This window comes from Pseudescherichia sp. L3 (genome assembly GCF_024656065.1).
GTDB lineage: Bacteria > Pseudomonadota > Gammaproteobacteria > Enterobacterales > Enterobacteriaceae > Pseudescherichia.
In genome coordinates this window covers 1,025,978-1,050,256 of record NZ_JANKYC010000001.1, presented here as the reverse complement: position 1 = coordinate 1,050,256, position 24,279 = coordinate 1,025,978, and the positions used below count along the sequence as shown (strand labels likewise).

At 53.6% G+C, this 24,279-nt stretch carries 23 protein-coding genes and 2 tRNA genes; 16 read left to right on the top strand and 9 right to left on the bottom strand.

What is annotated here, in order from left to right; genetic code table 11:
• Window positions 1-11: 11 nt before the first annotated feature.
• The 3 genes from tssC to NR795_RS05150 all read right to left on the bottom strand — a co-directional run bounded on the left by tssC (window position 12) and on the right by NR795_RS05150 (window position 2,746).
• A complete protein-coding gene (tssC, locus tag NR795_RS05160; protein WP_144811931.1) occupies window positions 12-1,562 on the bottom strand; it encodes a type VI secretion system contractile sheath large subunit in 1,551 nt (516 codons plus the stop codon).
• A gap of 37 nt (window positions 1,563-1,599) precedes the next feature.
• The gene (tssB, locus tag NR795_RS05155; RefSeq protein WP_144811934.1) at window positions 1,600-2,097 is read right to left on the bottom strand and encodes a type VI secretion system contractile sheath small subunit; all 498 of its coding nucleotides are present in this window, start codon (window positions 2,095-2,097) and stop codon (window positions 1,600-1,602) included.
• A 301-nt stretch (window positions 2,098-2,398) separates the two neighbouring features.
• Window positions 2,399-2,746 carry a Grx4 family monothiol glutaredoxin gene (locus tag NR795_RS05150; RefSeq protein WP_144811938.1) on the bottom strand — a complete coding sequence of 116 codons (348 nt, stop codon included), beginning with the start codon at window positions 2,744-2,746 and terminating at the stop codon, window positions 2,399-2,401.
• Between the two features lie 335 nt (window positions 2,747-3,081).
• On the opposite strand from NR795_RS05150, the gene NR795_RS05145 reads away from it, so the two are divergent.
• Window positions 3,082-3,927: a C40 family peptidase gene (locus tag NR795_RS05145; protein WP_257757402.1), complete on the top strand. Its 846-nt coding sequence runs from the start codon at window positions 3,082-3,084 to the stop codon at window positions 3,925-3,927.
• Between the two features lie 35 nt (window positions 3,928-3,962).
• On the opposite strand, the gene NR795_RS05140 is transcribed toward NR795_RS05145, so the two are convergent.
• A complete protein-coding gene (locus NR795_RS05140) occupies window positions 3,963-5,129 on the bottom strand; it encodes an MFS transporter (RefSeq protein WP_144811943.1) in 1,167 nt (388 codons plus the stop codon).
• A gap of 182 nt (window positions 5,130-5,311) precedes the next feature.
• A complete protein-coding gene (locus tag NR795_RS05135) occupies window positions 5,312-5,401 on the bottom strand; it encodes a YnhF family membrane protein (RefSeq protein ID WP_103820868.1) in 90 nt (29 codons plus the stop codon).
• A gap of 297 nt (window positions 5,402-5,698) precedes the next feature.
• Between NR795_RS05135 and purR the strand changes: the two genes are divergently transcribed.
• Window positions 5,699-6,724, top strand: coding sequence for an HTH-type transcriptional repressor PurR (gene purR / locus NR795_RS05130; protein ID WP_144811946.1), 1,026 nt, complete (start codon window positions 5,699-5,701; stop codon window positions 6,722-6,724).
• Window positions 6,725-6,756: 32 nt separating this feature from the next.
• On the opposite strand, the gene punR is transcribed toward purR, so the two are convergent.
• Window positions 6,757-7,668, bottom strand: coding sequence for a DNA-binding transcriptional activator PunR (gene punR, locus NR795_RS05125; protein ID WP_144811950.1), 912 nt, complete (start codon window positions 7,666-7,668; stop codon window positions 6,757-6,759).
• Between the two features lie 135 nt (window positions 7,669-7,803).
• On the opposite strand from punR, the gene punC reads away from it, so the two are divergent.
• Together punC and cfa are read left to right on the top strand one after the other, a co-directional pair.
• Window positions 7,804-8,961 carry a purine nucleoside transporter PunC gene (gene punC, locus NR795_RS05120; protein WP_257758269.1) on the top strand — a complete coding sequence of 386 codons (1,158 nt, stop codon included), beginning with the start codon at window positions 7,804-7,806 and terminating at the stop codon, window positions 8,959-8,961.
• A gap of 264 nt (window positions 8,962-9,225) precedes the next feature.
• Window positions 9,226-10,374 carry a cyclopropane fatty acyl phospholipid synthase gene (cfa, locus tag NR795_RS05115; RefSeq protein ID WP_144811953.1) on the top strand — a complete coding sequence of 383 codons (1,149 nt, stop codon included), beginning with the start codon at window positions 9,226-9,228 and terminating at the stop codon, window positions 10,372-10,374.
• A gap of 50 nt (window positions 10,375-10,424) precedes the next feature.
• Here cfa and NR795_RS05110 read toward each other — a convergent pair whose 3' ends face one another.
• On the bottom strand, window positions 10,425-11,075 hold the full coding sequence (locus NR795_RS05110; RefSeq protein ID WP_222890363.1) for a riboflavin synthase subunit alpha: 651 nt from the start codon (window positions 11,073-11,075) through the stop codon (window positions 10,425-10,427).
• 228 nt (window positions 11,076-11,303) lie between these two features.
• On the opposite strand from NR795_RS05110, the gene mdtK reads away from it, so the two are divergent.
• The 7 genes from mdtK (at window position 11,304) to NR795_RS05075 (ending at window position 15,695) form a co-directional block, all read left to right on the top strand.
• Complete coding sequence (gene mdtK / locus NR795_RS05105; RefSeq protein WP_257757396.1) at window positions 11,304-12,677, top strand: MdtK family multidrug efflux MATE transporter; 1,374 nt, start codon at window positions 11,304-11,306, stop codon at window positions 12,675-12,677.
• A gap of 151 nt (window positions 12,678-12,828) precedes the next feature.
• A tRNA-Val gene (locus tag NR795_RS05100) sits at window positions 12,829-12,905 on the top strand.
• An 8-nt stretch (window positions 12,906-12,913) separates the two neighbouring features.
• Window positions 12,914-12,990: transfer RNA gene (locus tag NR795_RS05095), tRNA-Val, on the top strand.
• A 213-nt stretch (window positions 12,991-13,203) separates the two neighbouring features.
• The gene (locus NR795_RS05090; RefSeq protein WP_257757394.1) at window positions 13,204-13,830 is read left to right on the top strand and encodes an Ig-like domain-containing protein; all 627 of its coding nucleotides are present in this window, start codon (window positions 13,204-13,206) and stop codon (window positions 13,828-13,830) included.
• Window positions 13,827-14,189, top strand: a complete 363-nt coding sequence (locus tag NR795_RS05085) for a hypothetical protein (protein WP_257757393.1) — start codon at window positions 13,827-13,829, stop codon at window positions 14,187-14,189. The genes NR795_RS05090 and NR795_RS05085 overlap by 4 nt, the downstream gene beginning before the upstream one ends.
• A 155-nt stretch (window positions 14,190-14,344) precedes the next feature.
• Window positions 14,345-15,463 (top strand): mechanosensitive ion channel family protein, encoded by a 1,119-nt coding sequence (locus tag NR795_RS05080; RefSeq protein ID WP_257757392.1) that lies wholly within the window; start codon window positions 14,345-14,347, stop codon window positions 15,461-15,463.
• 91 nt (window positions 15,464-15,554) lie between these two features.
• Window positions 15,555-15,695, top strand: a complete 141-nt coding sequence (locus tag NR795_RS05075) for a hypothetical protein (RefSeq protein ID WP_144811972.1) — start codon at window positions 15,555-15,557, stop codon at window positions 15,693-15,695.
• Window positions 15,696-15,724: 29 nt separating this feature from the next.
• On the opposite strand, the gene NR795_RS05070 is transcribed toward NR795_RS05075, so the two are convergent.
• Window positions 15,725-16,891, bottom strand: a complete 1,167-nt coding sequence (locus NR795_RS05070) for a hypothetical protein (protein ID WP_257757391.1) — start codon at window positions 16,889-16,891, stop codon at window positions 15,725-15,727.
• A 143-nt stretch (window positions 16,892-17,034) separates the two neighbouring features.
• Between NR795_RS05070 and NR795_RS05065 the strand changes: the two genes are divergently transcribed.
• Entirely contained in the window at window positions 17,035-18,489 is a 1,455-nt protein-coding gene (locus NR795_RS05065) for an AMP nucleosidase (RefSeq protein ID WP_144811979.1), read from the top strand.
• Window positions 18,490-18,532: 43 nt separating this feature from the next.
• Here NR795_RS05065 and NR795_RS05060 read toward each other — a convergent pair whose 3' ends face one another.
• Window positions 18,533-19,423: a LysR family transcriptional regulator gene (locus NR795_RS05060; protein WP_257757389.1), complete on the bottom strand. Its 891-nt coding sequence runs from the start codon at window positions 19,421-19,423 to the stop codon at window positions 18,533-18,535.
• A 150-nt stretch (window positions 19,424-19,573) separates the two neighbouring features.
• On the opposite strand from NR795_RS05060, the gene NR795_RS05055 reads away from it, so the two are divergent.
• Genes NR795_RS05055 through NR795_RS05040 form a run of 4 tightly spaced genes read left to right on the top strand, consistent with a single transcriptional unit; the run spans window position 19,574 to window position 24,257 of the window.
• Window positions 19,574-20,173: a cysteine hydrolase gene (locus NR795_RS05055; RefSeq protein ID WP_257757387.1), complete on the top strand. Its 600-nt coding sequence runs from the start codon at window positions 19,574-19,576 to the stop codon at window positions 20,171-20,173.
• Window positions 20,170-21,207, top strand: coding sequence for a hydrogenase expression/formation protein HypE (hypE, locus tag NR795_RS05050; RefSeq protein ID WP_257757386.1), 1,038 nt, complete (start codon window positions 20,170-20,172; stop codon window positions 21,205-21,207). Before NR795_RS05055 ends, hypE begins: the two co-directional genes overlap by 4 nt.
• Window positions 21,179-23,557: a carbamoyltransferase HypF gene (gene hypF / locus NR795_RS05045; RefSeq protein WP_257757385.1), complete on the top strand. Its 2,379-nt coding sequence runs from the start codon at window positions 21,179-21,181 to the stop codon at window positions 23,555-23,557. Before hypE ends, hypF begins: the two co-directional genes overlap by 29 nt.
• Entirely contained in the window at window positions 23,550-24,257 is a 708-nt protein-coding gene (locus NR795_RS05040) for an HAD family phosphatase (protein ID WP_257757384.1), read from the top strand. The genes hypF and NR795_RS05040 overlap by 8 nt, the downstream gene beginning before the upstream one ends.
• Window positions 24,258-24,279 lie beyond the last annotated feature (22 nt).

Below are 24,279 nucleotides of genomic sequence, written 5' to 3'. Positions count from 1 at the left end.
CCTCCTGTGCGTTACGCTTTCGCCTTCGGCATCTGAGAGACCAGCGACAGATTGACGTCCATGCCTTCCACCTGGAAATGCGGAACCGCGTAGAGCTTCACGCGGAAGAAACCCGGATTGTCCTCGATATCTTCCACCACCACTTTTGCATCGCGCAGCGGATGCGAGGCCTGTAGGGCATCGCCCGGGTCGGTCATCTCGGTGACCAGACCGCGTACCCAGGTGTTGAGCTCCAGCTCAAGCAGGCGGCGATCCTTAGTGGTTCCGATGTTTTCCCGCTGGATAAGCTTGAGGTAGTGCGCAATACGCGACAGCAGGAAGATGTATGGCAGGCGGGCATTGATGCGGCTGTTGGCCGTGGCATCTGCCGTGTCATACAGCGCCGGTTTTTGGGTGGAGTTCGCCGAGAAGAAGCAGGCGTAGTCGCGGTTCTTGTAGTAGGAGAGCGGGATGAAACCAAGATTGGCGAACTCAAACTCGCGGGTTTCCGGGATCATCACCTCAGAGGGGATCTTCACCTGGTTACCGGTGCCGAGATCGTACAGATGGATAGGCAGGTCCTGCACGGCACCGCCAGCCTGTGGGCCACGGATCTGCACGCACCAGCCGTTATTGATGAAGCTTTTCACCATATTGGCGGCGAACGCGAACGAGGCGTTGGTCCACAGGTATTTGTCGTGATCCGGGCCTTTGACCTGCTCAACGTAGTTGAAGCTGCGCACCGGAACGGTATCCGGGCCGTACGGCAGACGTCCCAGCACGCGCGGCATCACCAGACCGAGGTAGCGAGAGTCATCGGTTTCGCGGAAGGATTTCCATTTGATGTACTCCGCGCGGTCGAAGTAGTTACCGATATCCTTGATGGCTGCCACCTGCTCCATATTCTCTTTTAAGAAGAATGTCGGCCCTGCGGAGCCAATAAACGGCATGTGGGCGGCAGCGGCGACCTTCGAGATGTTACGCATCAGCGCCACATCCTGCGCGGAGGCATCGAACTCCCAGGCGGAGATGACGGCGGCTATGGGTTCTCCGCCGGGGGTGTCGTATTCCGCGATATAGGTCTGCTTGTACAGCCCGCTCTGGATGATTTCCGGGGAGTCCTCAAAGTCCTGGCGCAGCTCCTCTTTGGATAAGTCGAGCAGTTCCAGCTTGACGTTCTGGCGAAAGTCGGTTTTATCCACCAGCGATTTCAGGCCCCGCCAGATGCTCTCCGTGCGCTGAAAAGCGTCATGATGCATGACCTCATCAAGCTGACGGCCAATCTGAAAATCCAGCTCCGCAATATGGTGGTCGAGGATGGTTTTATCCAGCTTCTCTACCCTCTGCCCGGAATTTTGCAGACACTGCATAAATACTTTTACTGCGGCAGTGACGCGCGCATCCGCAGAGGTTTCGGCCATCACGGTATTATCATCAAACCCGTTTACATCACCGAGTTCAGCTACCGGCGTTAAATTAATTTTTTCAAACAGGGAGGCATATACCCCACCCTGTGGCAGCGTTTTTTCAACAGTGGCGCTGCCCACCCCGTTTTTCGATTCTTTATTAACTGACATAAGCATTTACTCGTTATTATTCCGTTAAAAGACGATTTGATAATTAAGCGCGGATCGGGGCGAGCGCATTCAGCTCGCTGCGTAGCTCATCGGAGAGCGTCGGGTCTTTTAAAATAGTTTCGAGTTCTTTTCGGAAAGTGGCGTTATCAAGCAGATTAGATTTCAAGTCGCGTAGCAGGTTACGCATAGAGAGCATGGCCCGCAGCTGGGGTATCTGGCGCGCCACGGCCTCGGGCTCAAAGTCCTTCATCTGCTGAAAAGAGAGCTGCACGTTCTCTTCTGAGCCGTCGTCCACGAGGGTGTTTTTAACGGTGAGATTGATTCGGGGATTAAGATCGGCCAGGACGCTGTTAAAATTATTTTTGTTGATGTTTATTTTATCACGCTCGGAAAGCGGGCCTTCAGCCTTGCCATTGCTGAAATCACCCACGCTCAGGAGCTTTAACGGCAGCTCAACTTTTTTCTGAGCCCCCCCAGTAACAAGATCCAACTTTATATTGACGCGCGCACGAGGTATCTCGTTCTGAAATGATTCAGACATATATATTTATCTCCTGAATTAATTAAGAGCCCTGGCGGGTTATAATTCCGCCAGGTAAACGGACGCATTACTATTTACGCCTAATTCAGCACAGCGTAAAGCAAAGAAAGCGCCCTTTTATAAAATTCGGAATTTGACTCGAGAGATAATTAAAATATTAAAAATTGAAACAATCGGAAATGATATAGGGTATTTAATTTACCGCTGATATAAATGCATCAGGGTATGTAAAAAAAAGCCAGGCAGTTGTTTAACTGTCTGGCTTCATCTGTTCGAAAGGCGTTTATGCAAGAGGTAACGCTTACTCTGCGTCTGGCTCTTCGGTTTTGTGCTTCGCAGCCGTCTCTTTGATCAGCGACTGCAGCTCGCCGCGCTGGTACATCTCGATGATGATATCGCAGCCGCCAACCAGTTCGCCGTCTACCCACAGCTGCGGGAAGGTCGGCCAGTTAGCGTATTTTGGCAGCTCTGCGCGGATGTCCGGGTTCTGCAGGATATCAACATAGGCAAAACGCTCGCCGCACGCGGAGAGCGCCTGCACGGCCTGGGCGGAGAAGCCGCAGCTCGGCAGCTTAGGGGAGCCTTTCATATACAGAAGGATCGGGTTTTCAGCGATCTGCTGCTGAATTTTCTCTACGGTTGTGCTCATTGTCTTACTTCCTTAACGTCTTACGGCGTGGTGTGACATTCTAGCTTTTCACACCAGCAGGTAAAATAACATTTTGTTCACCAACCGTTAGTTTATCGCCTGAAGGATAAAGTTGCCGTAAAAATTGTGCTGCTTAGCGCCAGGGCCCTCACAACTGGTCATCTCGTGAGCGTTAAAGCGCGATAACTGATGCTTTTTTTTGCGCTTGCTAACGAAACAGCGCTGTGATGGAAAAAGTTTATTAACTTTTTGCCATTTTATGCTTTAGAATCGACGAGTTTTGTAAATCACACGCATGTCGTATTCGTTACTTGACTGACTCAGGGGATTGCTCAGTGGCGCGGATAAATAAAATCTCGATCACGCTCTGTGCTTTAGTTTTTGCCTCGCTGACGTTCTCGCCGCTGGCCGGGGCGTCAGAACAGGCGCGGCCCTCTGCCGTGCAAAAAACGCATTTGGCAAAAGCATTAGAGCGAAAGAGTAAAAGCACTAACCAAAAGACTTCAAAGAAAAGCAGTGGCACTGCAAAAAACACAACGAAAAAAACCAGCACCAAGGCAAGCACCGCTAAAACCGCCTCCTCCAGCACCAAGCGCGCGTCAAGCAGCGCCAAAGCCAGTAAAATCGCCTCTCGCCACACAAAAACCAGCCCGGATAAAATTGCCTCCGTCGCTATCGCGGAAAAATGCACTGCGCGCAAAGGCCACAAGGCACGCTGCGTGAAGGTAAAGGGCGGCAAGCCAGAGACGCTGGCGGATCTGCATAAGGCGCGGATGCAAAAAGCGCAGAAAACCGCCATGAATAAACTGATGGATCAGATCGGCAAGCCTTATCGCTGGGGTGGATCCTCCCCGCGTACCGGCTTTGACTGTAGCGGTCTGGTCTATTATGCCTATAAAGATCTGGTCAAGTTCCGCATCCCACGGACGGCCAATGAGATGTATCACCTGCGTGATGCTTCCCCGGTCAACACCGGTGAGTTGCAGAGCGGCGATCTGGTCTTCTTCCGTACCCAGGGTCGCGGCACAGCCGATCACGTCGGCGTTTACGTCGGTAACGGTAAATTCATCCAGTCTCCGCGCAGCGGCCAGGATATTCAGATCACCTCCCTGAGCGAAGATTACTGGCAGCGCCACTACGTGGGCGCACGCCGGGTGATGACCTCTAAAACCCTTCGTTAATCTTTAGCCCTGCCATTGTCTGGCAGGGCTTTTTATTACTCCACCGCGTATTCGCGTTCGACGTTGCCACGCCCGGAGATCAGCACCAGCAGCAGCGCCAGCACCGCAATCAGCGCCCCGGTCACCGGTACCACGCTATACCCCAGCCCGCCGGAGATCACCGCCCCACCTGCCGCTGCGCCCAGCGCATTGCCCAGGTTGAAGGCACCGATATTCACTGAGGACGACAGGCCTGGCGCCTCATGGGCCACGCGCATCACGCGCATTTGCAGCGGTGGCACCACGGCAAAGGTCGCTGCACCCCAGATGACCATGCTCACCGCCGCACCCAGCTCGTTACGTGCCAGCAGCGGGATTGCCAGCATGATAACGATCAGCAGCAGGAAAAAACCTTTAAGGGTACCGTTTACAGAGCGATCCGCCAGCTTGCCGCCCAGATAGTTGCCGATGGAGAAACCGACCCCAATCAGCACCAGCATGGCAGTAACAAACAACGGCGTGGCATGGGTAATCTCATGCAGTACCGGTGCGATGTAGGTATAGAGCGTAAACATTGCCCCCGCGCCGAGCACGGTGGTCAGTAAAGCCGACAGCACCTGGGGACGTACCAGCACGGCCAGCTCTTTGCGTACATCCGGACGCTGCCCGGCGCTGCCTTTTGGCAGAGAGAAGAACAGGCTCAGCATCGAGATCACACCGAGGCCCGCCGTGGCAAGAAACGACATTCGCCAGCCGATGGTTTCACCTAGCCATGTCGCCGCCGGCACGCCGCCGATGTTGGCGATGGTCAGCCCCATAAACATGGTAGCCACCGCGCTGGCCTGCTTCTCTTTGGGCACAACGCTGGCTGCCACCACCGATCCCAACCCAAAGAAGGCCCCGTGATTAAGGCTGGTGAGAATCCGCGACAGCATCAGGGTGGTGTAGTCAGGAGAGAGTGCGGACAGCACGTTGCCCAGGGTAAAGATGGCCATCAGGAAGATCAGCGCGCTACGACGCGCGCGATGGGAGAGCAGCAGCGTCATCAGCGGCGCACCCACCATCACGCCAATGGCATAGGCGCTAATAAGCATCCCCGCTGCCGGTATAGAGACATCTACCCCACGAGCGATCGTCGGCAGCAGGCCCATCGGGGAGAACTCGGTGGTACCGATGCCAAATGCCCCAATCGCCAGGGCCAGCAGGGGAAAGTTGATTTTCATATTTTGACTCCAGAATTGCCGTGTCGACAGGCGACACCGTCACAGAAGCCAAAAGCATGACATTTATCACAAAAAAACAGAAGTTATCAAACTAACAAAAGTTTATTGCCATTTTGATAACAATTGGGCGGGGAAAAGGTCGACATTAAACAGAGGGAGAGAGGCCCCTCCCCCATGCTGAATCAATTTAACGCAGCGGTCAGCGCACCCGCAACAATCAGGCCCAGCACAACAACGGTGGTCATCAGGGAAAACTTCAGATCTGCACTCATCAATTTCTCTCCATTCTTATTACCCCACAAAAAGTGAGCCTGCGCATTTTTACACATTTATGGGCAAAAATCTTCTTTGATTTGGGGTGATATGCGTTTTAACGCTTCCCCTTTTCATCAAGATAAGACAAAATTCCACGCTAAATTTATTCGCGTACCGGCCATAGACCCCTCCTGACGTTCCGTGTCGTTTTCCCGGCGAATCGCATCTCCAAACGTTGCGTGCAGGCTGAGTAGAGGCAAACGTTTACCTACACTATTTTCAGGAGCTTACGTCGTGGTTTGGAGTGACATTGAATGGCAACTATAAAAGACGTAGCGAAACGAGCAAACGTTTCCACCACAACCGTATCACATGTTATTAACAAAACCCGCTTTGTGGCAGAAGAGACGCGTAATGCGGTGTGGGCAGCTATTAAAGAGCTGCACTACTCACCCAGCGCCGTGGCCCGCAGCCTGAAGGTTAACCATACCAAATCGATTGGCCTGCTGGCGACCAGCAGCGAAGCGCCCTACTTTGCCGAGATTATCGAAGCGGTAGAGAAAAACTGCTTCCAGAAAGGCTATACCCTTATCCTGGGTAATGCCTGGAACAACCTGGAGAAGCAGGGTGCCTATCTGTCGATGATGGCGCAAAAGCGCGTCGATGGCCTGCTGGTGATGTGCTCTGAATACCCCGCCCCGCTGCTCAGCATGCTGGAGGAGTATCGCCATATTCCCATGGTCGTCATGGACTGGGGCGAGGCAAAAGCAGACTTTACCGACTCGGTGATCGATAACGCCTTCGAAGGCGGGTATATGGCTGGCCGTTACCTGGTCGAGCGCGGCCATCGTGAGATTGGTGTGATCCCTGGCCCGCTTGAGCGCAACACCGGCGCGGGTCGTCTGGCTGGCTTTATGAAAGCCATGGAAGAGGCGCTGATCAGCGTGCCGGAAAACTGGATTGTGCAGGGCGACTTTGAACCCGAGTCCGGCTACCGGGCGATGCAGCAGATCCTCTCTCAGCCGCACCGCCCTACTGCCGTGTTCTGCGGCGGCGATGTGATGGCAATGGGTGCGCTCTGCGCCGTCGACGAGATGGGCCTGCGCGTGCCGCAGGATGTATCGCTGATCGGCTATGATAACGTGCGTAACGCCCGGTTCTTCACCCCTGCGCTGACCACCATCCACCAGCCCAAAGACTCGCTGGGGGAAACCGCCTTTAATATGCTGATGGACCGCATTGTGAATAAGCGTGAAGAGTCACAGTCGATTGAGGTTCATCCTCGGCTGATCGAGCGCCGCTCGGTCGCTGACGGTCCCTTCCGCGACTATCGCCGTTAAGATCCCGCCGCGATAAAACCTGCGGGAGCCGATCACTCCGGCTCTCGCAGCCACTCCCGATTAAGCGTTTCGCTATCGCCTAAGTAGTCCAGCAGCCAGCCCAGCGCGGGCGAGTTGTCGTTTTGCTGCCAGGTCAGGCAGCATGCTGCATCTGGAAACGGCTCTTCCAGCTGGAGCTCCACCCACTCACCGCGATCGAGCCACGGCCGTGCAAAATGGCCCGGCACCATACCGATGCACAGTCCGGCGCTCAGACACTCTGCTGAAGAGGTCCAGTCCGGCACCACCATTCGCCGCTGGTTGTCCAGCAGCCAGGTGATCCTCTTGGGCAGCAGCCGGGAAGTATCTTCCCACACCAGCGACGGCCAGCCGCGCAGGAGATCGTCACTCAGCGGGCCACCCCTGCCCGCCAGCGGGTGATGAGCGGCCACGACGCAGCGCCAGTTGAGCATCCCCATATCGCGAAAGGCAAAGCGCCCGCCTACAGGTATGGCCTGAGTCGCACCGATAGCCAGCTCTACGCGCCCATCGGCCAGCGCATCCCAGACGCCATTAAACACCTCTTGCGACACCAGCAGCTCCACGTCTGAAAAGTGGCGGTAGAAGTCGACGATCATCTGCCGGGTGCGTTCGGGACGCACAATATTATCGACGGCAATGGCAAGCTGCCCGCGCCAGCCGTTGGCTATCTGCTGACACTGCTGTCGGGTGACCTGCATTTTTTTGATGACAGACCGCCCCTCCTGCAAAAACCAGCTGCCGGCAGGGGTCAACACGACATCCCGATGACGTCGTTCGAACAAAGGCACGGCAAGCCACTCTTCCAGCTGGCGAACGGTATAGCTGATTGCAGAGGGAACCCGGTGCAGCTCCTGGGCGGCGGCGCTAAAGCTGCCGGTACGGGCGACGGTATCTACGACTTCAAGGGAGTAATCTGACCACATATTCTGCCTGCAAAAAATTTGAATGCACCGCGCAAATATTACCGTTTCACAACCGACAATGCACTGCCTACACTTTGCCGCTTTGCGATCTGTCCTGTTCACCTGTCGTGTAAAAGATAATAAGAAGGAATCATGATGTTACCTGGTAAAGGGTTTTTAGTTTGGCTGGCGGGATTAAGCGTGCTGGGCTTTCTGGCAACGGATATGTATCTGCCGGCGTTTACTGCTATTCAGCAGGATCTCAATACGCCTGCATCGGCCGTGAGCGCCAGCCTGAGCCTGTTTCTGGCCGGTTTCGCCCTCGCCCAGCTGGTATGGGGCCCACTCTCCGATCGCTTTGGCCGCAGGCCAATACTGCTTTGCGGGCTGGGGCTGTTTGCTTTCGGCTGCCTCGGCATGCTGTGGGTGCGTGACGGCACCACGCTGCTGGTGCTGCGTTTTGTTCAGGCCGTAGGGGTCTGTGCTGCGGCGGTTAGCTGGCAGACGCTGGTAACGGACTACTATCCGGCTCAGCGGGTTAACCGGATTTTTGCCACCATCATGCCGCTGGTAGGGCTGTCACCTGCCCTTGCGCCGCTGCTGGGAAGCTGGATCCTTGCCCACTCCCACTGGCAGACGATCTTCATGGTGCTGTTTGTTATCACGCTGCTGCTGATGCTGCCCGCGCTGCGCCTTAAAAAACCGGTCAAAAAACAGCACCCGCACGCGACGCCCGTCACCTTTGGGCTGCTGTTACGCTCCCGCTTTTACTGCGGAAACGTCACCATCTACGCCGCCTGCTCGGCCAGCTTTTTCGCCTGGCTGACCGGCTCGCCGTTTATCCTGAGCGCGCTGGGCTATGGTCCCACGGCGATTGGGTTGAGCTATGTCCCGCAGACCATCGCCTTTCTGCTGGGCGGTTACGGCTGTCGCGCCGCGCTGCAACGCTGGCAGGGGCCACGCATGCTGCCCTGGCTGCTGGCCCTCTACGCCCTGAGCGTGGTTGCCGTCTGGCTGGTCTCCTTTATACCGCAGGTTTCATTAACGCTGTTGCTGGTGCCGTTCTGTGTCATGGCGATGGCTAACGGTGCGATCTATCCCATTGTTGTAGCCCAGGCATTGAGTCCGTTTCCACAGGGCGCGGGACGCGCGGCAGCGCTGCAAAATACCCTCCAGCTGGGCCTCTGCTTCTTCGCCAGCCTGCTGGTTTCAACGCTTATCGCTACGCCTCTGCTCACCACGACCAGCGTTATGCTGTTGACCGCGCTGCTTGCCGGGCTGGGCTATTGGGTGCAAAAACAGGCAATAAAATAATTAGTTAACTAACCATAATCGGTTGAACGAGCCGTTTTTGCGTCCTATACTCAATTCGATAATTCTTAATAGCAAAAATATGTATTGGCAGGCGTCGGAGTACGCCTGTTCTTCCATGGACGGCATTTTCGGCAAGGGCTATCTCCCTTCCTCTGTTCTACGTCGGATATCAAGCTCACGGCCCGTTCCGTGGGATTTCTCACAAACCATTAAACGCGTCTACGCTGTTTGAAGGTTCTGATCACATAGGGTGATGGAGAAGCTATGAGTTCATCGTGTATAGAAGAAGTCAACATACAGAGCGATAACTGGTTCCGTATCGCAAACGAACTGTTAAGCCGTGCGGGCATTAACATTAACGGTACCGCCCCGTCGGATATCCGGGTTAAAAATCCCCGTTTTTTTAAGCGCGTGTTAAAAGAGGGCTCGCTTGGGCTGGGTGAGAGCTATATGGACGGCTGGTGGGAGTGTGACCGGCTGGATATGTTCTTTAGCAAGGTTCTCCGCGCCGGTCTGGATAAGCAGATGCCGCGCCACCTCAAAGATACCCTTCGTATTGCAGCAGCGCGGGTGCTTAACCTGCAAAGTCAGAAGCGTGCCTGGATAGTTGGCAAAGAGCATTACGATCTGGGTAACGATCTCTTCAGCCGCATGCTCGATCCCTATATGCAGTACTCGTGTGCCTACTGGAAAGAGGCCCAGACCCTGGAAGCCGCACAGCAGGCCAAGCTGCGGCTAATCTGTGAAAAATTGCAGTTGCAGCCCGGCATGCGCGTGCTTGATATCGGCTGCGGCTGGGGTGGTCTGGCTTACTTTATGGCTAAAAACTATGGCGTCAGCGTGACCGGCGTTACCATCTCGGCAGAGCAGCAAAAGATGGCCCAGTCCCGCTGCGAGGGGCTGGATGTGACCATTCTGCTAAAGGATTATCGCGATCTAAAAGATCAGTTTGACCGCGTGGTCTCGGTCGGCATGTTTGAGCACGTGGGTCCAAAAAACTATGCCACCTATTTTGAGGTGGTCGATCGCAACCTCAAGCCAGAGGGTCTGTTCCTGCTCCACACGATTGGCGCGAAAATAAGCGATAACAACGTTGACCCGTGGATCGATAAGTATATCTTCCCGAACGGCTGCCTGCCATCGGTGCGCCAGATTGCCACGGCCAGCGAGCCTCATTTCATCATGGAGGACTGGCATAACTTTGGCACTGATTACGATACCACGCTGATGGCCTGGCACGAGCGTTTTCTGGCTGCCTGGCCGGAGATTGCTGATAACTACTCTGAACGCTTTAAGCGCATGTTCAGCTACTACCTGAATGCCTGTGCGGGTGCGTTTCGTGCGCGGGATATTCAGCTTTGGCAGGTGGTGTTCAGCCGCGGCGTCGAAAACGGCCTGCGCGTGGCGCGCTAATATACTGATAAAAAACCCCGGCATGCCGGGGTTTTTTATCTTTTTACTCGTTACTCGTCGCTGCCGCTAACCGAGGCGGCAATCATCGCTGCTTCCCGGCTGGCCAGTACGCGCTCGACCGTATCGACAATGGCCTGGGTCTGCGGGTCGATCTCAATATTGACCTTATGCCCCAGCTTTTTATTGCCCAGCGTAGTGCGCTCCAGCGTTTCGGGGATCAGATGCACACAGAAACGTGTCGGCGTGACCTCCCCCACCGTCAGGCTAATACCATCCACGCCAACGTAGCCTTTATAAAGAATATATTTCATCAGGTTGGCGTCCTGAACTTTAAACCAGATTTGACGATTATTTTCTGAGGCCAGAATTTTCACTACCTCTGCGGTGGTAATAATATGCCCCGACATCAGATGGCCGCCAATTTCATCGCTGAACTTCGCTGCACGCTCAACGTTCACCTCGCTGCCAACGCTCAGTTCACCCAGGTTGGTAATACGCAGCGTCTCTTTCATCAGGTCAAAGCTTACCAGCGGGCCATTGATGCTGGTGACGGTCAGGCAGCAACCGTTGTGCGCTACAGACGCACCGGTCTCCAGCCCCGGCAGCATCGCCTCGGGCAGTTCGACGACGTGGGTGCGGAAGTTGGGTTTCTCATCAATGGACACGATTTTTGCCGTGCCCTGTACAATACCAGTAAACATGCCTACAACTCCTGTAACCATTAATTCGGCGCAAGCCGTTTTGATAATTGCACAATAACAGGTGGAAAAAGAGGTTGCCAGCGCTGCACCCGCCCAGACTGTTTTTTCTCTGGCATATTCGCTGTTCCCCGTTACAATGGTCTGGCTATTTATCCTGCAATTTCTTCTTGCTGCCTGTTACGGCGGCTTTTTCATGCTTCCCTATAACAACAATATACAGGTGTTTCCGTGCAGAAGTATTATATCGAAGCACGCCAGCTGCTGGCGCTGGCTATCCCGGTGATCCTTGCCCAGGTTGCACAAACCGCGATGGGATTTGTAGATACCATTATGGCGGGCGGCTACAGCGCCACCGATATGGCGGCCGTCGCCATCGGCACGTCCATCTGGCTTCCGGCCATCCTTTTTGGCCACGGCCTGCTGCTGGCCCTGACCCCGATTATCGCTCAGCTCAACGGCTCAGGCCGTCGGGATCGCATTGCCGAACAGGTGCGCCAGGGCTTTTGGCTGGCCGGCTTTGTCTCGGTGTTAATCATGATCGTCCTCTGGAATGCCGGTCATATCATTCATGCCATGCATAACATTGACCCAGAACTGGCGGATAAAGCCGCACGCTATCTCCGAGCCCTGCTCTGCGGCACGCCGGGCTACCTTTTCTTCCAGGTGGCGCGTAACCAATGCGAGGGGCTGGCAAAGACCAAACCCGGCATGGTGTTTGGCTTTATCGGCCTGCTGGTGAATATCCCGGTTAACTATATCTTTATCTACGGCCACTTTGGCATGCCAGAACTGGGCGGCGTCGGCTGCGGGGTCGCCACCGCGGCGGTCTATTGGGTGATGTTTATCTGTATGCTCTCCTACATTAAACGCGCCCGCTCCATGCGGGATATTCGCCAGGACCAGCACTTTACGAAACCCGACTTCAGCCTCCTTAAACGTCTGGTGCAGCTTGGCCTGCCGATCGCACTGGCGCTGTTCTTTGAGGTGACGCTGTTTGCCGTAGTGGCGCTGCTGGTCTCTCCGCTGGGTATTGTTAACGTAGCGGGACATCAGATTGCCCTCAACTTTAGCTCGCTGATGTTTGTCCTGCCGCTGTCGCTGGCAGCGGCGGTAACCATCCGCGTCGGTTTTCGCCTCGGGCAGGGTTCAACCCTGGAGGCGCAGACTGCCGCGCGAACGGGTTTGGGCGTTGGCGTGTGCATGGCGGTGCTTACCGCAATCTTTACCGTATCGCTGCGAGAGCATATCGCCCTGCTCTACAACGATAATCCCGAGGTAGTGCATCTGGCGGCCCAGCTGATGATGCTGGCGGCCATCTATCAGATCTCTGACTCTATTCAGGTGGTGGGCAGCGGCATTCTGCGTGGCTACAAAGATACTCGCTCGATCTTTTTTATCACTTTCACCGCCTACTGGGTGCTGGGGCTTCCGAGCGGCTACGTGCTGGCGCTGACCGATCTGGTGGTCGATCGCATGGGTCCGGCGGGCTTCTGGATGGGCTTTATTATCGGCCTGACCTCGGCGGCGATCCTGATGATGCTGCGGATGCGCTTCCTGCAGCGTCAGCCTTCCAGCGTGATCCTTCAGCGCGCCGCACGATAATTCACCGCCAGCCGCCTGCGGGCGGCTGTTTTATCAACGTTTTGCGCAGTTGTTCCGCAATCGCGTGAAATCAGTAATAAAAGTGCTTTTTTCTGCTTGCCAGAGCCGCCGCCTGCCGCTAATATTCGTCCCCGTTGTCACACACAACGTTGCGTTCATAGCTCAGTTGGTTAGAGCACCACCTTGACATGGTGGGGGTCGTTGGTTCGAGTCCAATTGAACGCACCATCCTATATGCGTCTGTAGCTCAGTTGGTTAGAGCACCACCTTGACATGGTGGGGGTCGATGGTTCGAGTCCATTCAGACGCACCAAATCCCTGGCAGTACCCTTTTCAGCTTTATCTCTTACTCATTCTCAATGAAAAAAGTCTGTACTCACTCTTTTACCCTTAAGCTTCATTTATCTTTTTAAAATATTATCTGCTCTTTTTTTAAACGTTCTATAGGCACCTCCATGGATATAGTTTCAGCGTTCCGCAGAAAAGCTCTGCTCACTGGAACATTTATTCATTAAGAGGATTAACTATGAACACAGCTACTGCTACGAATACGATTGCAGCAATCACCGCCGAGCCGCTGAATACCAGACCTGGTGACACTATTATCTTAACGGCCACGGTGCTGGATGACGCTGGCCTACCGGTCTCCGGCGTTACCGTAACCTGGGTTGAACAGCGCACCCAGGTCAAAACTGAAGCCACCACTGACTCATCTGGTCAGGCAACACAGCAGGTAACAAGCGATACCCCCGCAGTTATTGTATATGCAGCCTTTATTGATGATGTCTCAACCGCTGCCCTGACGGAAGCCTGTTTTTATGACGCTAACGTTCCGCCCGTATATGTGCCTAACGGCATGGACGGCGAGCTGGATAAATATGATATTGCCCAGCAGGTTCAGGTCGTTATTGATGCTTTCTCGGCTATTCGGCTCAGAGATAAAGTGGTCTTTTGGTGGGACAATATTCATCGCTATTCAACGGAAATCCACAGCCTTACGGATGATTTTCCGATAGTTATTGATATTACTGATACATTCCCCCCGCCTGTCTGGCAGATGGAACCTACGAGCTGTTTTATCAGTACTATGATAAAGAAGGTAACGGAGGGGCATCCGTTCCGTGGCGTGTCACCGTTACCGGTGGCGGGATGACGCCGACCCTGCCCGCACCGACGTTTCCTGAAGGTGCAGACGGCTGGATCAACATAAACGAAGCCAGCGACGGGACTCAGCTTAACATCGCTTACAACGACCTTGCCTCAAATGACCAGCTTAGCGTGACCTGGCAGGTTGCGGACGAACAGGGTATTCAGATTACCTCTATAAATATTCCCTATATCGTTACCGCCGATAACGTTGCGGAGGGCTACTGCCTGGTTGACATCCCGGCGGAGGCTATCCCAGGCGTTCAACGCGGCTCAGCGCAGGCGTGGTATGTGATGACGCCAGCTAACGGTGATGACGTTCAGTCTTCTGCCGTGGGTAAAGTCGGCGTCGATACGGTTGCGTAACCTGACTGTCAAACCGTGTTTATCTTCGATTAACTCCTGTTCTGCCAGGCAGGTTGTTACCCCGCCTGGCTATAAGTTCACCAGACCGAATGCACCTCGCTTTTCTCCTCCGGCAGCTATACTGTAGCGTTTCTGTGCTTAGAAACGGAGGTAAAATGGAGTATCTGGCACGACTAAATATCGTTACGGTGTTGATGTCACCCGCGTTTTGGATCAATCTGGCTATCGTCTTTTTCGTCACCCTCATTACCTACTGGCTGACCAACCGGCTGCTTAATTTTGTCTATAAGACTATCCAGCAGGCCAGTAAAAAAGAGGGCAACAGCACCCACTCACGCTTTATCGCCTTCGATATCCTTAAGCGCACCAACAAGCTACTGCTCTTTATCGCAGCCTTTCTGTTTAGCCTGCGCTTCGTCGATCTCCCCGATCGCCTGTTCTCAACGATCTCCCACATCTGGTTCTTTGTCATCGCTATCCAGATTGCTATCTGGCTCGATCAGGGCGTGCAATCCTGGATGCGCCATCTGCTCTATGCGCCAGGATCGAATAAAAATCCGGTGACGATGGTTATTCTGGGTATGATCCTGCGCGTCGTGGTCTGGTCAATGATGCTGCTGTCGATTCTGGCGAATATTGGGGTCGATATTACCGCCCTGGTTGCCAGCCTTGGCGTTGGCGGTATTGCTATCGCGCTGGCGGTCCAGACCGTGCTGAGCGATGTTTTCGCCTCTCTGTCGATCGGCTTCGATAAGCCTTTTGAAATTGGCGACTTCGTGGTGTTTAACGACGTGGCCGGTACCATTGAGCATATCGGGCTAAAAACCACCCGTATCCGCAGCCTCAGCGGGGAGCAGATTGTCTGCGCCAACGCCCAGCTGCTGCAGCAGACCATTCATAACTACAAGCGTATGCAGACCCGCCGTATCGTTTTCACCTTTGGCGTGGCGCTCGCCACCCCGCCGGAAAAGCTGCGCACTGTAGGTGATATGGTCAAAACCATTATTAATGAGGTGGGTGAGACAAAGTTCGACCGTGCCCACCTGCTGGCGTTTAATGCGGATCGCCTGACCTTTGAAGTCGTGCATATCGTTAATACGGCGGATTACAACAAGTACATGGATATTCAGCAGGAGATCAATATCCGTATTATTGAAAAGCTGAATGAAAATGAGATTGAGCTGGCGCTGCCTAGCCTGGTGGTCAGAACGCCCGCCCAGCCTGAAGCGATGCCGTTCCCGGTTGCAATGCAGCGCTGGCCTAAAGAGGCCTGATTCAGGGGCTGGTTAGCATTTCTCGCCATCCCGAACGGATGGCATATAATGCTAAAGTAACAAATCAATCGGCTTTTAAAAGGGGTAGCTAATGGAAATTGATCTCGACAACCTGGAGTTTGCCGGGCTTGACGAAGCGCAGGAGCGCAATGCAGAACGTCTGGAAGACGCGGATAAAAAAGCGCAGGCGATCGTCGCCGATGATGACTGCGGCGACGCCTGCAAAATCTGATACTCAAACCGGCCGCTCAGGCCGGTTTTTTATATGTGAACGGGGCAGACGGCGGCGAATTCAGGATGTTGCTCCGGCTCTGGCTTATACTGCTCCAGCCGCTCGAAAAGCGTTTGCACCACCTCTAGCCGCTCCCGCTGCGTGGCATACTCCTGCTGTTGAACAGCATTCTGGGTCAGGATCTCTACTAGCGCTTTCGCCTCCTCAGCCGCTGCGCCGCGCATAGCCGGTGGATAGACAGGGTTTAGCGCAATATCGATATCCATATCCGCCTGCAGCTGGTTGCTATTAACAACGACGCGGCTTGCCGGCGGGAAGGCTTCAGACACCAGACGGTGACTCAAGGCGACCAGCTTAATGTTGTAATCCTGCCGGGGACGATCTGCAGGCCGGGCTAAATCAACGAGCTGGACGATACCGGCCGCAAAGGCAATCGCCTCGCGATCCGGTGGATCGCGTTGGGCCTCAGCCAACGACAGCATTAGAAAAGCAAGCCCCGCCGCCTGTTTAGACTGTACTCCTGCACGCTCGGCTGAAGCGAACCCCAGTCCCAGCACCACTAACCGTCGCGCCAGGCGCAGGTTAGCATCATCCAACCCCGTATCGCTTTTTAGCAGCGGGTAGCGCTCAATAAACCCCAGCATCGTCTTCATACCGGCCCCCGCCGGCAGAGCGCGATCGAGGCCATTTTCCAGTAGATGAATACGCTGCCTCGCTACGGTACACAGCAGCTGGGCGATATTGAGGTCAGCGCTGGCGGTTTCTGGATGAGGGGGAAAGCAAACTCTCTGATAGTGCAACGTGGTGAGCCTGTCCGCTTCTTCGCTTACCGAGTCCGTAAACGCCTGGTTATCTGCATCGCTGGCCCAGGCCAGGGCGAAACGCGCTTCCGCCAGCAGCAAGGCCGGGGGCGCAGCCATCTCTTCAATTTGCCTCAGCGCGGTATCCGCCTGCTGACGGTATGCCGCTCTGTCCAAACAGGCCTCGGCTACCACCTCGCCAGCCTGGTAGACGCGATCCAGCAGGCAACGTCCACGCCCTGCCTCATCAAGACTACTGCTGCACGCCGCGGGCGGCTCCGGCGGGTAGTGGCCGTAGGCATAATGAGCGTGTAGAGAGAACATAACCAACAGGAATAGCGCCACGATCTTCTGGCGTCCATGCTGAATAGTGAAGAGACATTCTATAATCGACATCAAAGGAGATCCGGCAGCGATCGATCACAGGAGTATAGGCAGACAGAGCGTGGCTAAAGTATGAAATTATCCCACCCTTTTGTTTCATATTCCTGTGACATACTATCGTGTATGTCAGCACACCTGCGAACAAGGAGATAACGATGCATAACATGGGTGAAGGTTTGACGCCTGAACAGGCGCTGGAGAAGCTTGACGCGCTGTATGAGGAGTCGGTCAATGCGCTACGCAACGCTATTGGCCTGTATATAGAAGAGGGTTCCCTGCCCGATACCCTGACGCGTGCTCAAGGCAAATTTGTCTATCCCGAGCTGTCTGTCTCCTGGGATGGCAATACCACCAATCCGCCTAAAACCCGCGCCTACGGTCGCTTTACTCACTCGGGCCGCTATACCACCACGATCACCCGTCCGGGCCTGTTTCGCACCTACCTGCTGGAACAGTTAACGCTGCTGTACAATGACTATGGCGCGCAAATCGAAGTTGGCCCCTCCCAGCATGAGATCCCCTATCCGTACGTGATTGACGGCTCTGCCCTGACGCTGGATCGCTCCATGAGCGCCGGACTGACCCGCCACTTCCCGACAACCGAGCTGGCGCAGATTGGCGATGAGACCGCGGATGGGCTGTTTCACCCCACCGAGCTCTATCCGCTATCGCACTTCGATGCCCGCCGGGTCGATTTCTCACTGGCCCGCCTGCGTCACTACACCGGCACGCCTGTCGAGCACTTCCAGCCTTTCGTGCTGTTTACCAACTACACCCGCTACGTAGATGAGTTTGTGCGCTGGGGCTGTAGCCAGATCCTCGATCCCGACAGCCCCTATATTGCGCTCTCCTGCGCGGGCGGGGTCTGGATCACCGCCGAGACCGAAGCACCGGAAGAAGCCATTTCCGATCTGGCATGGAAAAAGCACCAGATGCCCGCCTGGCACCTGATCACTGCCGATGGCGAAGGCATTACTTTGGTGAATATTGGTGTCGGCCCGTCGAACGCGAAGACCATCTGCGATCATCTTGCCGTACTGCGGCCCGCATTATGGCTGATGATTGGCCACTGCGGCGGCCTGCGTGAAAGCCAGTCCATCGGGGACTACGTGCTGGCGCACGCCTATCTGCGGGACGATCACGTTCTGGATGCGGTGCTGCCGCCGGATATTCCCATCCCGAGCATTGCTGAAGTTCAGCGCGCCCTCTATGACGCCACCAAAACGGTCAGCGGCATGCCTGGTGAAGAGGTTAAGCAGCGGCTGCGTACCGGGACGGTGGTCACTACCGACGATCGCAACTGGGAGCTGCGCTACAGCGCTTCCGCCCTGCGCTTTAACCTGAGCCGCGCAGTAGCGATCGATATGGAGAGCGCCACCATCGCCGCCCAGGGCTACCGCTTCCGTGTTCCCTACGGCACGCTGCTCTGCGTCTCTGACAAGCCGCTGCACGGTGAGATCAAGCTGCCGGGCCAGGCCAACCGTTTTTACGAGGGGGCGATTTCCGAGCACTTACAGATAGGCATCCGGGCAATTGACCTGCTGCGCGCCGAAGGCGACCGCCTGCACTCGCGCAAACTGCGAACCTTTAACGAGCCGCCGTTCCGGTAAACAGAGCGCAAAAGCCTGCTTTTTTGCGGGCTTTTCTTTGTTTTTACCGCTCGTTTACCGTATTGCCCGTCACAACATACTGTAAAAAATCATCACGCAAGGCGCTTTTCTTTTTTGCATTCCAGGCAACACCAATATTCCAGTGGATCTGATTTTCCGGCGGCACCAGCAGTTTTACGCCAGCGGGTAAAAAATGCTGAACGCTCTTCGGCAAAAAAGCGATACCGTTGCCACCGGCAACCAGCGCCAAAAGTGTGGGTATATCCTCCGTTACCGTGGCGGGCCTGACGTTAAACTGGTTACATTGGAGAAACGCTGCCGTCTGTTCTGCAAGGCACGGGCCGGAAGAGGGATGCAGTTGGAGTAGCGTATAGGTTGATAAAGCATGCTGAATATTCCACGGTTCAATATGGCTTTCTGCCGGGATGGCCAGAGCCAGCGTCTCCTTGTGAATTATTATTGAAGAGAGGCCTTCGGTTACCGGCATTCGCACAAAACCGACATGCAGGCTGCCATCCAATAACATTTTCATCTGCACGCTGGAGGGGAGCTGATTGATGACCACATCACATTGAGGAAACTGCTGATGGAATCGATTTATCCATATGGGAACTTTATGGAATGATGAAATACCAAACCCCAACGCTATTTTTTCCTGCCTTTGTGCCGTCAGCTCTTTTGCATAATCAAGGAAGTCAATGTGGGACTGTAGGAGCGCATTTGCCTTAGCAAAAAGCAGTGTTCCGAAGTCAGTCAGGGTTGCGCCATGGCGACCACGAAGGAAAAGGTTCCCGCCGGTCAGTTTTTCAAGCGTTTGTATCTGCTTAGAGAGCGCGGGCTGGGTGAGGAAAAGCGTTTTTGCAGCATGGCTATAACTTTTGTTTTCCGCCAGCGTAATAAAAGCACGCAGTAATTTTATATCTATTCCTTTCATTTATTGAACCCTCAATAAAATGGAATTATACAGCCCCTTATAACAGGCATATGATAACTATTTTAGGTGATAATTGAATCTAATTTTCACTTATCGCAGTAAGATCGTTACCCGAATTAATTACCTTCATGAATGCAAAGGGATATAAGTATGCCAAATGTTGCTGTTCTCACCAATGATCTACAATACGAGTTTACCTATAAAATCAGCCTCTTACCTCAAGAACTGGACCGAAAAATCGCTGATTTTAATCACTTTCTTAATAACATCCGAAAACTCGACCAAACAGTCATTCATCTACAACTCATTAATGATCCTGACGATCCCACAGTGCAACGACGCTATAAAAATCGTGAAGCCGGTATTCCCGCCATCGCAGGCAGACCTGAAAACCAAATTATTGATGCTATTTATCATCCTTCGGATCTGATAATTGTAAAAGGAAGAGACAGCGGTTTCTTTAATAATAATCTTGACGAAACGTTGCAGCAGCTGGGGGTAAAAACCGTCATAGTGACGGGTTTGCAAACACATGTTTGTGTGCAAACAACGGCCGCAGATGCTTTTTTCCGCGGATATAATGTCTGGATTCCTAATGATTGCGTTTTCGCCCCCTCAGCAGAGGATACCGCACGGGCTTTAGAGTGGCTTGCGGATTACTGCGCGACAGTTGCGCCATCCGCTGAAATTCTTTCCCTGTTGGAGAGATATAACGATCTTCCGGAACGCGGTGAAAGGAGTGCCTCATGAATAGGCATCCTACGCAAGTAGAGAGACCCATTGAGAAGATAGTGCTGGATCATGGTACAGGCGCCCGTCTCAGCCGCGAACTGGTCGAGAAGATCGCAGCAATTCTTGGTGACACCTACCTGGGAACAATGGAGGATAGTGCCTTACTTACGCTACCCTGCCAACATATTGCCTTCACAACGGACTCTTTTGTTGTTACTCCCTTTATTTTTGGCAACGGCGATATCGGTAAAATTGCCGTTTGCGGTACCGTCAACGATCTTGCCGTGAGTGGAGCACGCCCACTCTACTTGACGCTCAGTCTCATTATTGAGGCTGGAATGTTGATGTCTGATTTTGACACCATTATTAAGTCGGTACGTGATACGGCTATTGCTGCAGGGATCAAGATCGTTGCTGGCGATACCAAAGTTGTCGGTAAGGGGGAGGCCGACCGGATCTTCATCAACACCGCCGGCGTAGGTGTTATTGAAAACAACGTCTTTTCTATTAAAAACGTGCGTCCTGGACAGAAAATTATACTGAGTGGCTATATTGGCAACCATTCAATTCACCTGTTATCCATGCGTGAAGGACTTGGATTCGAAAGGAATATTCTTAGCGACTGCGCCCCTCTTAACCATCTGATCCAGCGGCTCGTTGATTCCATTCCTGCAGGAAAAATAGCTTCGATGAGGGACGTGACGCGTGGAGGCCTCTCCGCCGTCCTCCATGAACACGCCCGTGCCGCAAATCACGAGATTCGCTGTGACCGTCGCGCATTACCGATCCAACCTGAAGCGGCTATGGCCGCAGATATGCTGGGCGTGGATGTCATCAATCTTGCCAATGAAGGGTGCCTTTGTCTGTTTGTCGAACCTGACATCGCAGAAAAAATCCTCATGCTACTGCAGGCACACCCACTCGGACAAAAAGCAGCGATCGTTGGCGAAGTCATGCCAGTTCCTGAGGCGAAAGTGTGCATGATTGAACCGGATGGGACCCTGACGACTATAGAGGAGCTATATGGTGCCGAATTACCACGACTCTGCTGAGCAATCCAACGCGAGAGAAACCCGGCGTTATCGCATCTGCGGTATTGTACAAGGGGTGGGGTTCCGTCCTTTTGTTCACCGGCTGGCGCGAACTTTTGACGCCACAGGCTGGGTACTTAATGACTCAGAGGGAGTGCTGCTTGAGCTACAAGCAACACCGGTAAATATTTCCTGCATAATGGATGAGCTGGTATTGAGTCCACCGCCGCTGGCCAGAATTAGCAGCATTAAAGAGGTAGAAGCAGAAGATCCTGGCCAGTGCTATGAGGCATTCACTATTCGTAAGAGCCGCCAGCTAACGAATATGGACACCATTATTCCCCCCGACTCTAACGTCTGTCAGGATTGCCTTAACGAAATGCGCGATCCAAACAACTCCCGCTATCGTTACGCGTTTATTAACTGTACGAACTGTGGGCCGCGTTACTCCATTATAAAAGCGATGCCTTACGATCGCACCCAGACGACAATGCGCATTTTCGCTATGTGTCCGGCCTGTAAACGTGAATATAATGACATTGAGAGTCGCCGCTATCATGCACAGCCTAATGCCTGTTCCGTATGTGGCCCTAAGCTGCAACTGGTCTCGCAGAAGGGAACGCCAATCAATACCCATGATATCGTCAGATTTGCCATAGCAAAATTGCGTGAAGGGGCAATTCTCGCCATTAAGAGTCTGGGAGGTTTTCACCTTGTTGTTGACGGCAATAATGAGAACGCCGTAAAGATGTTGAGAATACGTAAACGCAGAGATGCGAAGCCTTTTGCCGTTATGGTGGCTGACATTGAGCAGGCTTTACGCATTGCCGATATTAGCCTTCATGAAAAAGCACTGCTGGAGAGCGTGGAACGCCCCATCGTACTACTACGCAAACGCCAGCCTGGACTTCCTGAGGCCATCGCTCCGCATAACCCCAATATCGGGATCATGTTACCCTCCACGCCTCTGCAATATTTGATGCTGGAGGATCCCAGCCTGTCCGCACTGGTCATGACCAGCGGCAATATTTCAGGTCATCCCATCGTCTTTAATAATGCCCAGGCGCTCGAGCAGCTCGGTGGTATAGCCGACTACTTTATTCTTAACGATCGTGATATTCATACGCGCATAGATGACTCCGTCGTTCGCGTCATGGCGCATCGTGATACGGAAAAATGTACTCACCTATATCTTCGCCGCTCCCGTGGCTATGCTCCCTATCCTATCCACCTTGCCTATGATGTGGGCACGATCGTTGCGCTTGGAGCTGAGTTAAAAACCACCGTCAGTATTGCTAAAGGCAATAAGGTATTCATGAGCCAGCATATTGGCGATCTCAAAAATGATCTTACCGCTACATCGCATATCGACTGTATCAATCATCTGCAAAAGCTGCTTGGTATTGAGGCCTCGACGTTAGCCTGCGATCTTCACCCTGCATTTCGCTCAACGCGGAGCGCAATGAACCAATCGCAGCGTCGTGTTATTCAGGTCCAGCATCATCATGCCCATATGGCTTCCTGCATGGCTGATAATGGGCTATCCGGAAAGACTATTGGCGTAATATTTGACGGCACGGGTTATGGCATCGACGGGACTATTTGGGGAGGCGAATTTCTTATCGGAGATACGAGAAGCGTCGATCGCGCGGCGCACCTTCGTCATATAGCCCTACCGGGAGGGGATAACGCGATCAAAGAGCCTGTCCGGGTGGCTATTTCATTATTAACCGAGATCTATGGTGAATCCCTTCCCGAATACCCTCTTCCCGGCTTAAGAAGTTTATCATTCGAACAACGAGCAATATACGCAAAGATGGCAGCAAGGAAATTCAATGCGCCTGTAACCAGCAGTATGGGCAGGCTTTTCGATGGAGTCTCCGCATTGATGGGCGTCTGCACGCATATTGAATATGAAGCGCAGGCAGCCATTGAACTGGAAGCACTGCTGCAACGCGATCTTAAGATGGGACAGCCCTTTAGCGTTGACATTGTGGAACGTAATGGCTGTTACGAAATAGATTATCGCCCAATGATAAATGAGCTGGTTTTGGCTCTAATGTCAGTCCGTCCGGACCTGGCTGAACTGAGCCGGCGCTTTCATTCCACCATTGTAGAGACGATCACAGCTGTCTGTATGCAACTGTCAACACGCTCAAATACCAGGCAGATTGTTCTAAGCGGAGGGGTATTCTGTAATGAATTCCTGCTTATCAATGCCATGGAGAGATTGAACGCCGCCGGGCTGGATCCTTACTGCCATCAACGCGTTCCCACCAATGATGGCGGTATTTCATTGGGGCAAGTTGTCGTAGCCTCAAGTCTGGTTGGAACATACGATACGCATAACAAGGAAATCGCCCATGTCTAATTATATCCCCTGTGCAGCAGCCGTACTGTTTGATATGGACGGCGTTCTTATCGATTCAAATGCGGTAATAGAGAGAGCCTGGCGTGAAGCAGCGGAGATGTTTGGCAAGATGATATCTGCAGACGATATTGTCAAACATATTCATGGGCAGCCTGGTCCGCATACTATCCAGGCGCTGTTTAGCGACCTGTCGCTGAAGGATCGAGAAAGGGTACAGGCGCATATTATTCATGTTGAAAATACGGCGGACTACGAACCGATCCCTGGTGTAGCGCAGTTGATTACCGCCCTGGATGCAGCAAGAATCAAGGTTGGCATTGTGACCAGCGGCTGGAGAGAGAAAATTGATCGGGTAACGGCCATGCTCGGCGTTCAGGCCTGCATCTCTGTCGTTGTCGAACGTGACGATGTGGCGCGAGGTAAGCCGTTCCCCGATCCCTATCTTCTCGCTGCCGAACGACTGGCTATGCCCGCCGGGAAAACGGTTGTGTTTGAAGACTCAAGAAGCGGCGTGACCTCAGCTGTTGCAGCGGGTGCTTTTTGCGTTGGCATTGGGGGAGTTGAACTGGTGGCGTGCGGTGCCAGACTTACGATCCCCGATTTCACCAGGGTTGAAGTCATCCCACGACTGGACGGAAACGCCGCAGTTTCGTTTTACCCAGGTTGTATAGTAGTAATGGAGACAGCTGACATACTATAGGGAAATCAAAACAGCATAAAGC

Coding starts and splice junctions, on each gene's coding strand:
- tssC (WP_144811931.1), bottom strand. CDS start 1,562: ATGCTTATGTCAGTTAATAAAGAATCGAAAAACGGGGTGGGCAGCGCC.
- tssB (WP_144811934.1), bottom strand. CDS start 2,097: ATGTCTGAATCATTTCAGAACGAGATACCTCGTGCGCGCGTCAATATA.
- NR795_RS05150 (WP_144811938.1), bottom strand. CDS start 2,746: ATGAGCACAACCGTAGAGAAAATTCAGCAGCAGATCGCTGAAAACCCG.
- NR795_RS05140 (WP_144811943.1), bottom strand. CDS start 5,129: ATGAAAATCAACTTTCCCCTGCTGGCCCTGGCGATTGGGGCATTTGGC.
- NR795_RS05135 (WP_103820868.1), bottom strand. CDS start 5,401: ATGAGTGCAGATCTGAAGTTTTCCCTGATGACCACCGTTGTTGTGCTG.
- purR (WP_144811946.1), top strand. CDS start 5,699: ATGGCAACTATAAAAGACGTAGCGAAACGAGCAAACGTTTCCACCACA.
- punR (WP_144811950.1), bottom strand. CDS start 7,668: ATGTGGTCAGATTACTCCCTTGAAGTCGTAGATACCGTCGCCCGTACC.
- punC (WP_257758269.1), top strand. CDS start 7,804: ATGTTACCTGGTAAAGGGTTTTTAGTTTGGCTGGCGGGATTAAGCGTG.
- cfa (WP_144811953.1), top strand. CDS start 9,226: ATGAGTTCATCGTGTATAGAAGAAGTCAACATACAGAGCGATAACTGG.
- NR795_RS05110 (WP_222890363.1), bottom strand. CDS start 11,075: ATGTTTACTGGTATTGTACAGGGCACGGCAAAAATCGTGTCCATTGAT.
- NR795_RS05090 (WP_257757394.1), top strand. CDS start 13,204: ATGAACACAGCTACTGCTACGAATACGATTGCAGCAATCACCGCCGAG.
- NR795_RS05085 (WP_257757393.1), top strand. CDS start 13,827: ATGACGCCGACCCTGCCCGCACCGACGTTTCCTGAAGGTGCAGACGGC.
- NR795_RS05080 (WP_257757392.1), top strand. CDS start 14,345: ATGGAGTATCTGGCACGACTAAATATCGTTACGGTGTTGATGTCACCC.
- NR795_RS05075 (WP_144811972.1), top strand. CDS start 15,555: ATGGAAATTGATCTCGACAACCTGGAGTTTGCCGGGCTTGACGAAGCG.
- NR795_RS05070 (WP_257757391.1), bottom strand. CDS start 16,891: ATGTCGATTATAGAATGTCTCTTCACTATTCAGCATGGACGCCAGAAG.
- NR795_RS05065 (WP_144811979.1), top strand. CDS start 17,035: ATGCATAACATGGGTGAAGGTTTGACGCCTGAACAGGCGCTGGAGAAG.
- NR795_RS05060 (WP_257757389.1), bottom strand. CDS start 19,423: ATGAAAGGAATAGATATAAAATTACTGCGTGCTTTTATTACGCTGGCG.
- NR795_RS05055 (WP_257757387.1), top strand. CDS start 19,574: ATGCCAAATGTTGCTGTTCTCACCAATGATCTACAATACGAGTTTACC.
- hypE (WP_257757386.1), top strand. CDS start 20,170: ATGAATAGGCATCCTACGCAAGTAGAGAGACCCATTGAGAAGATAGTG.
- hypF (WP_257757385.1), top strand. CDS start 21,179: ATGGTGCCGAATTACCACGACTCTGCTGAGCAATCCAACGCGAGAGAA.
- NR795_RS05040 (WP_257757384.1), top strand. CDS start 23,550: ATGTCTAATTATATCCCCTGTGCAGCAGCCGTACTGTTTGATATGGAC.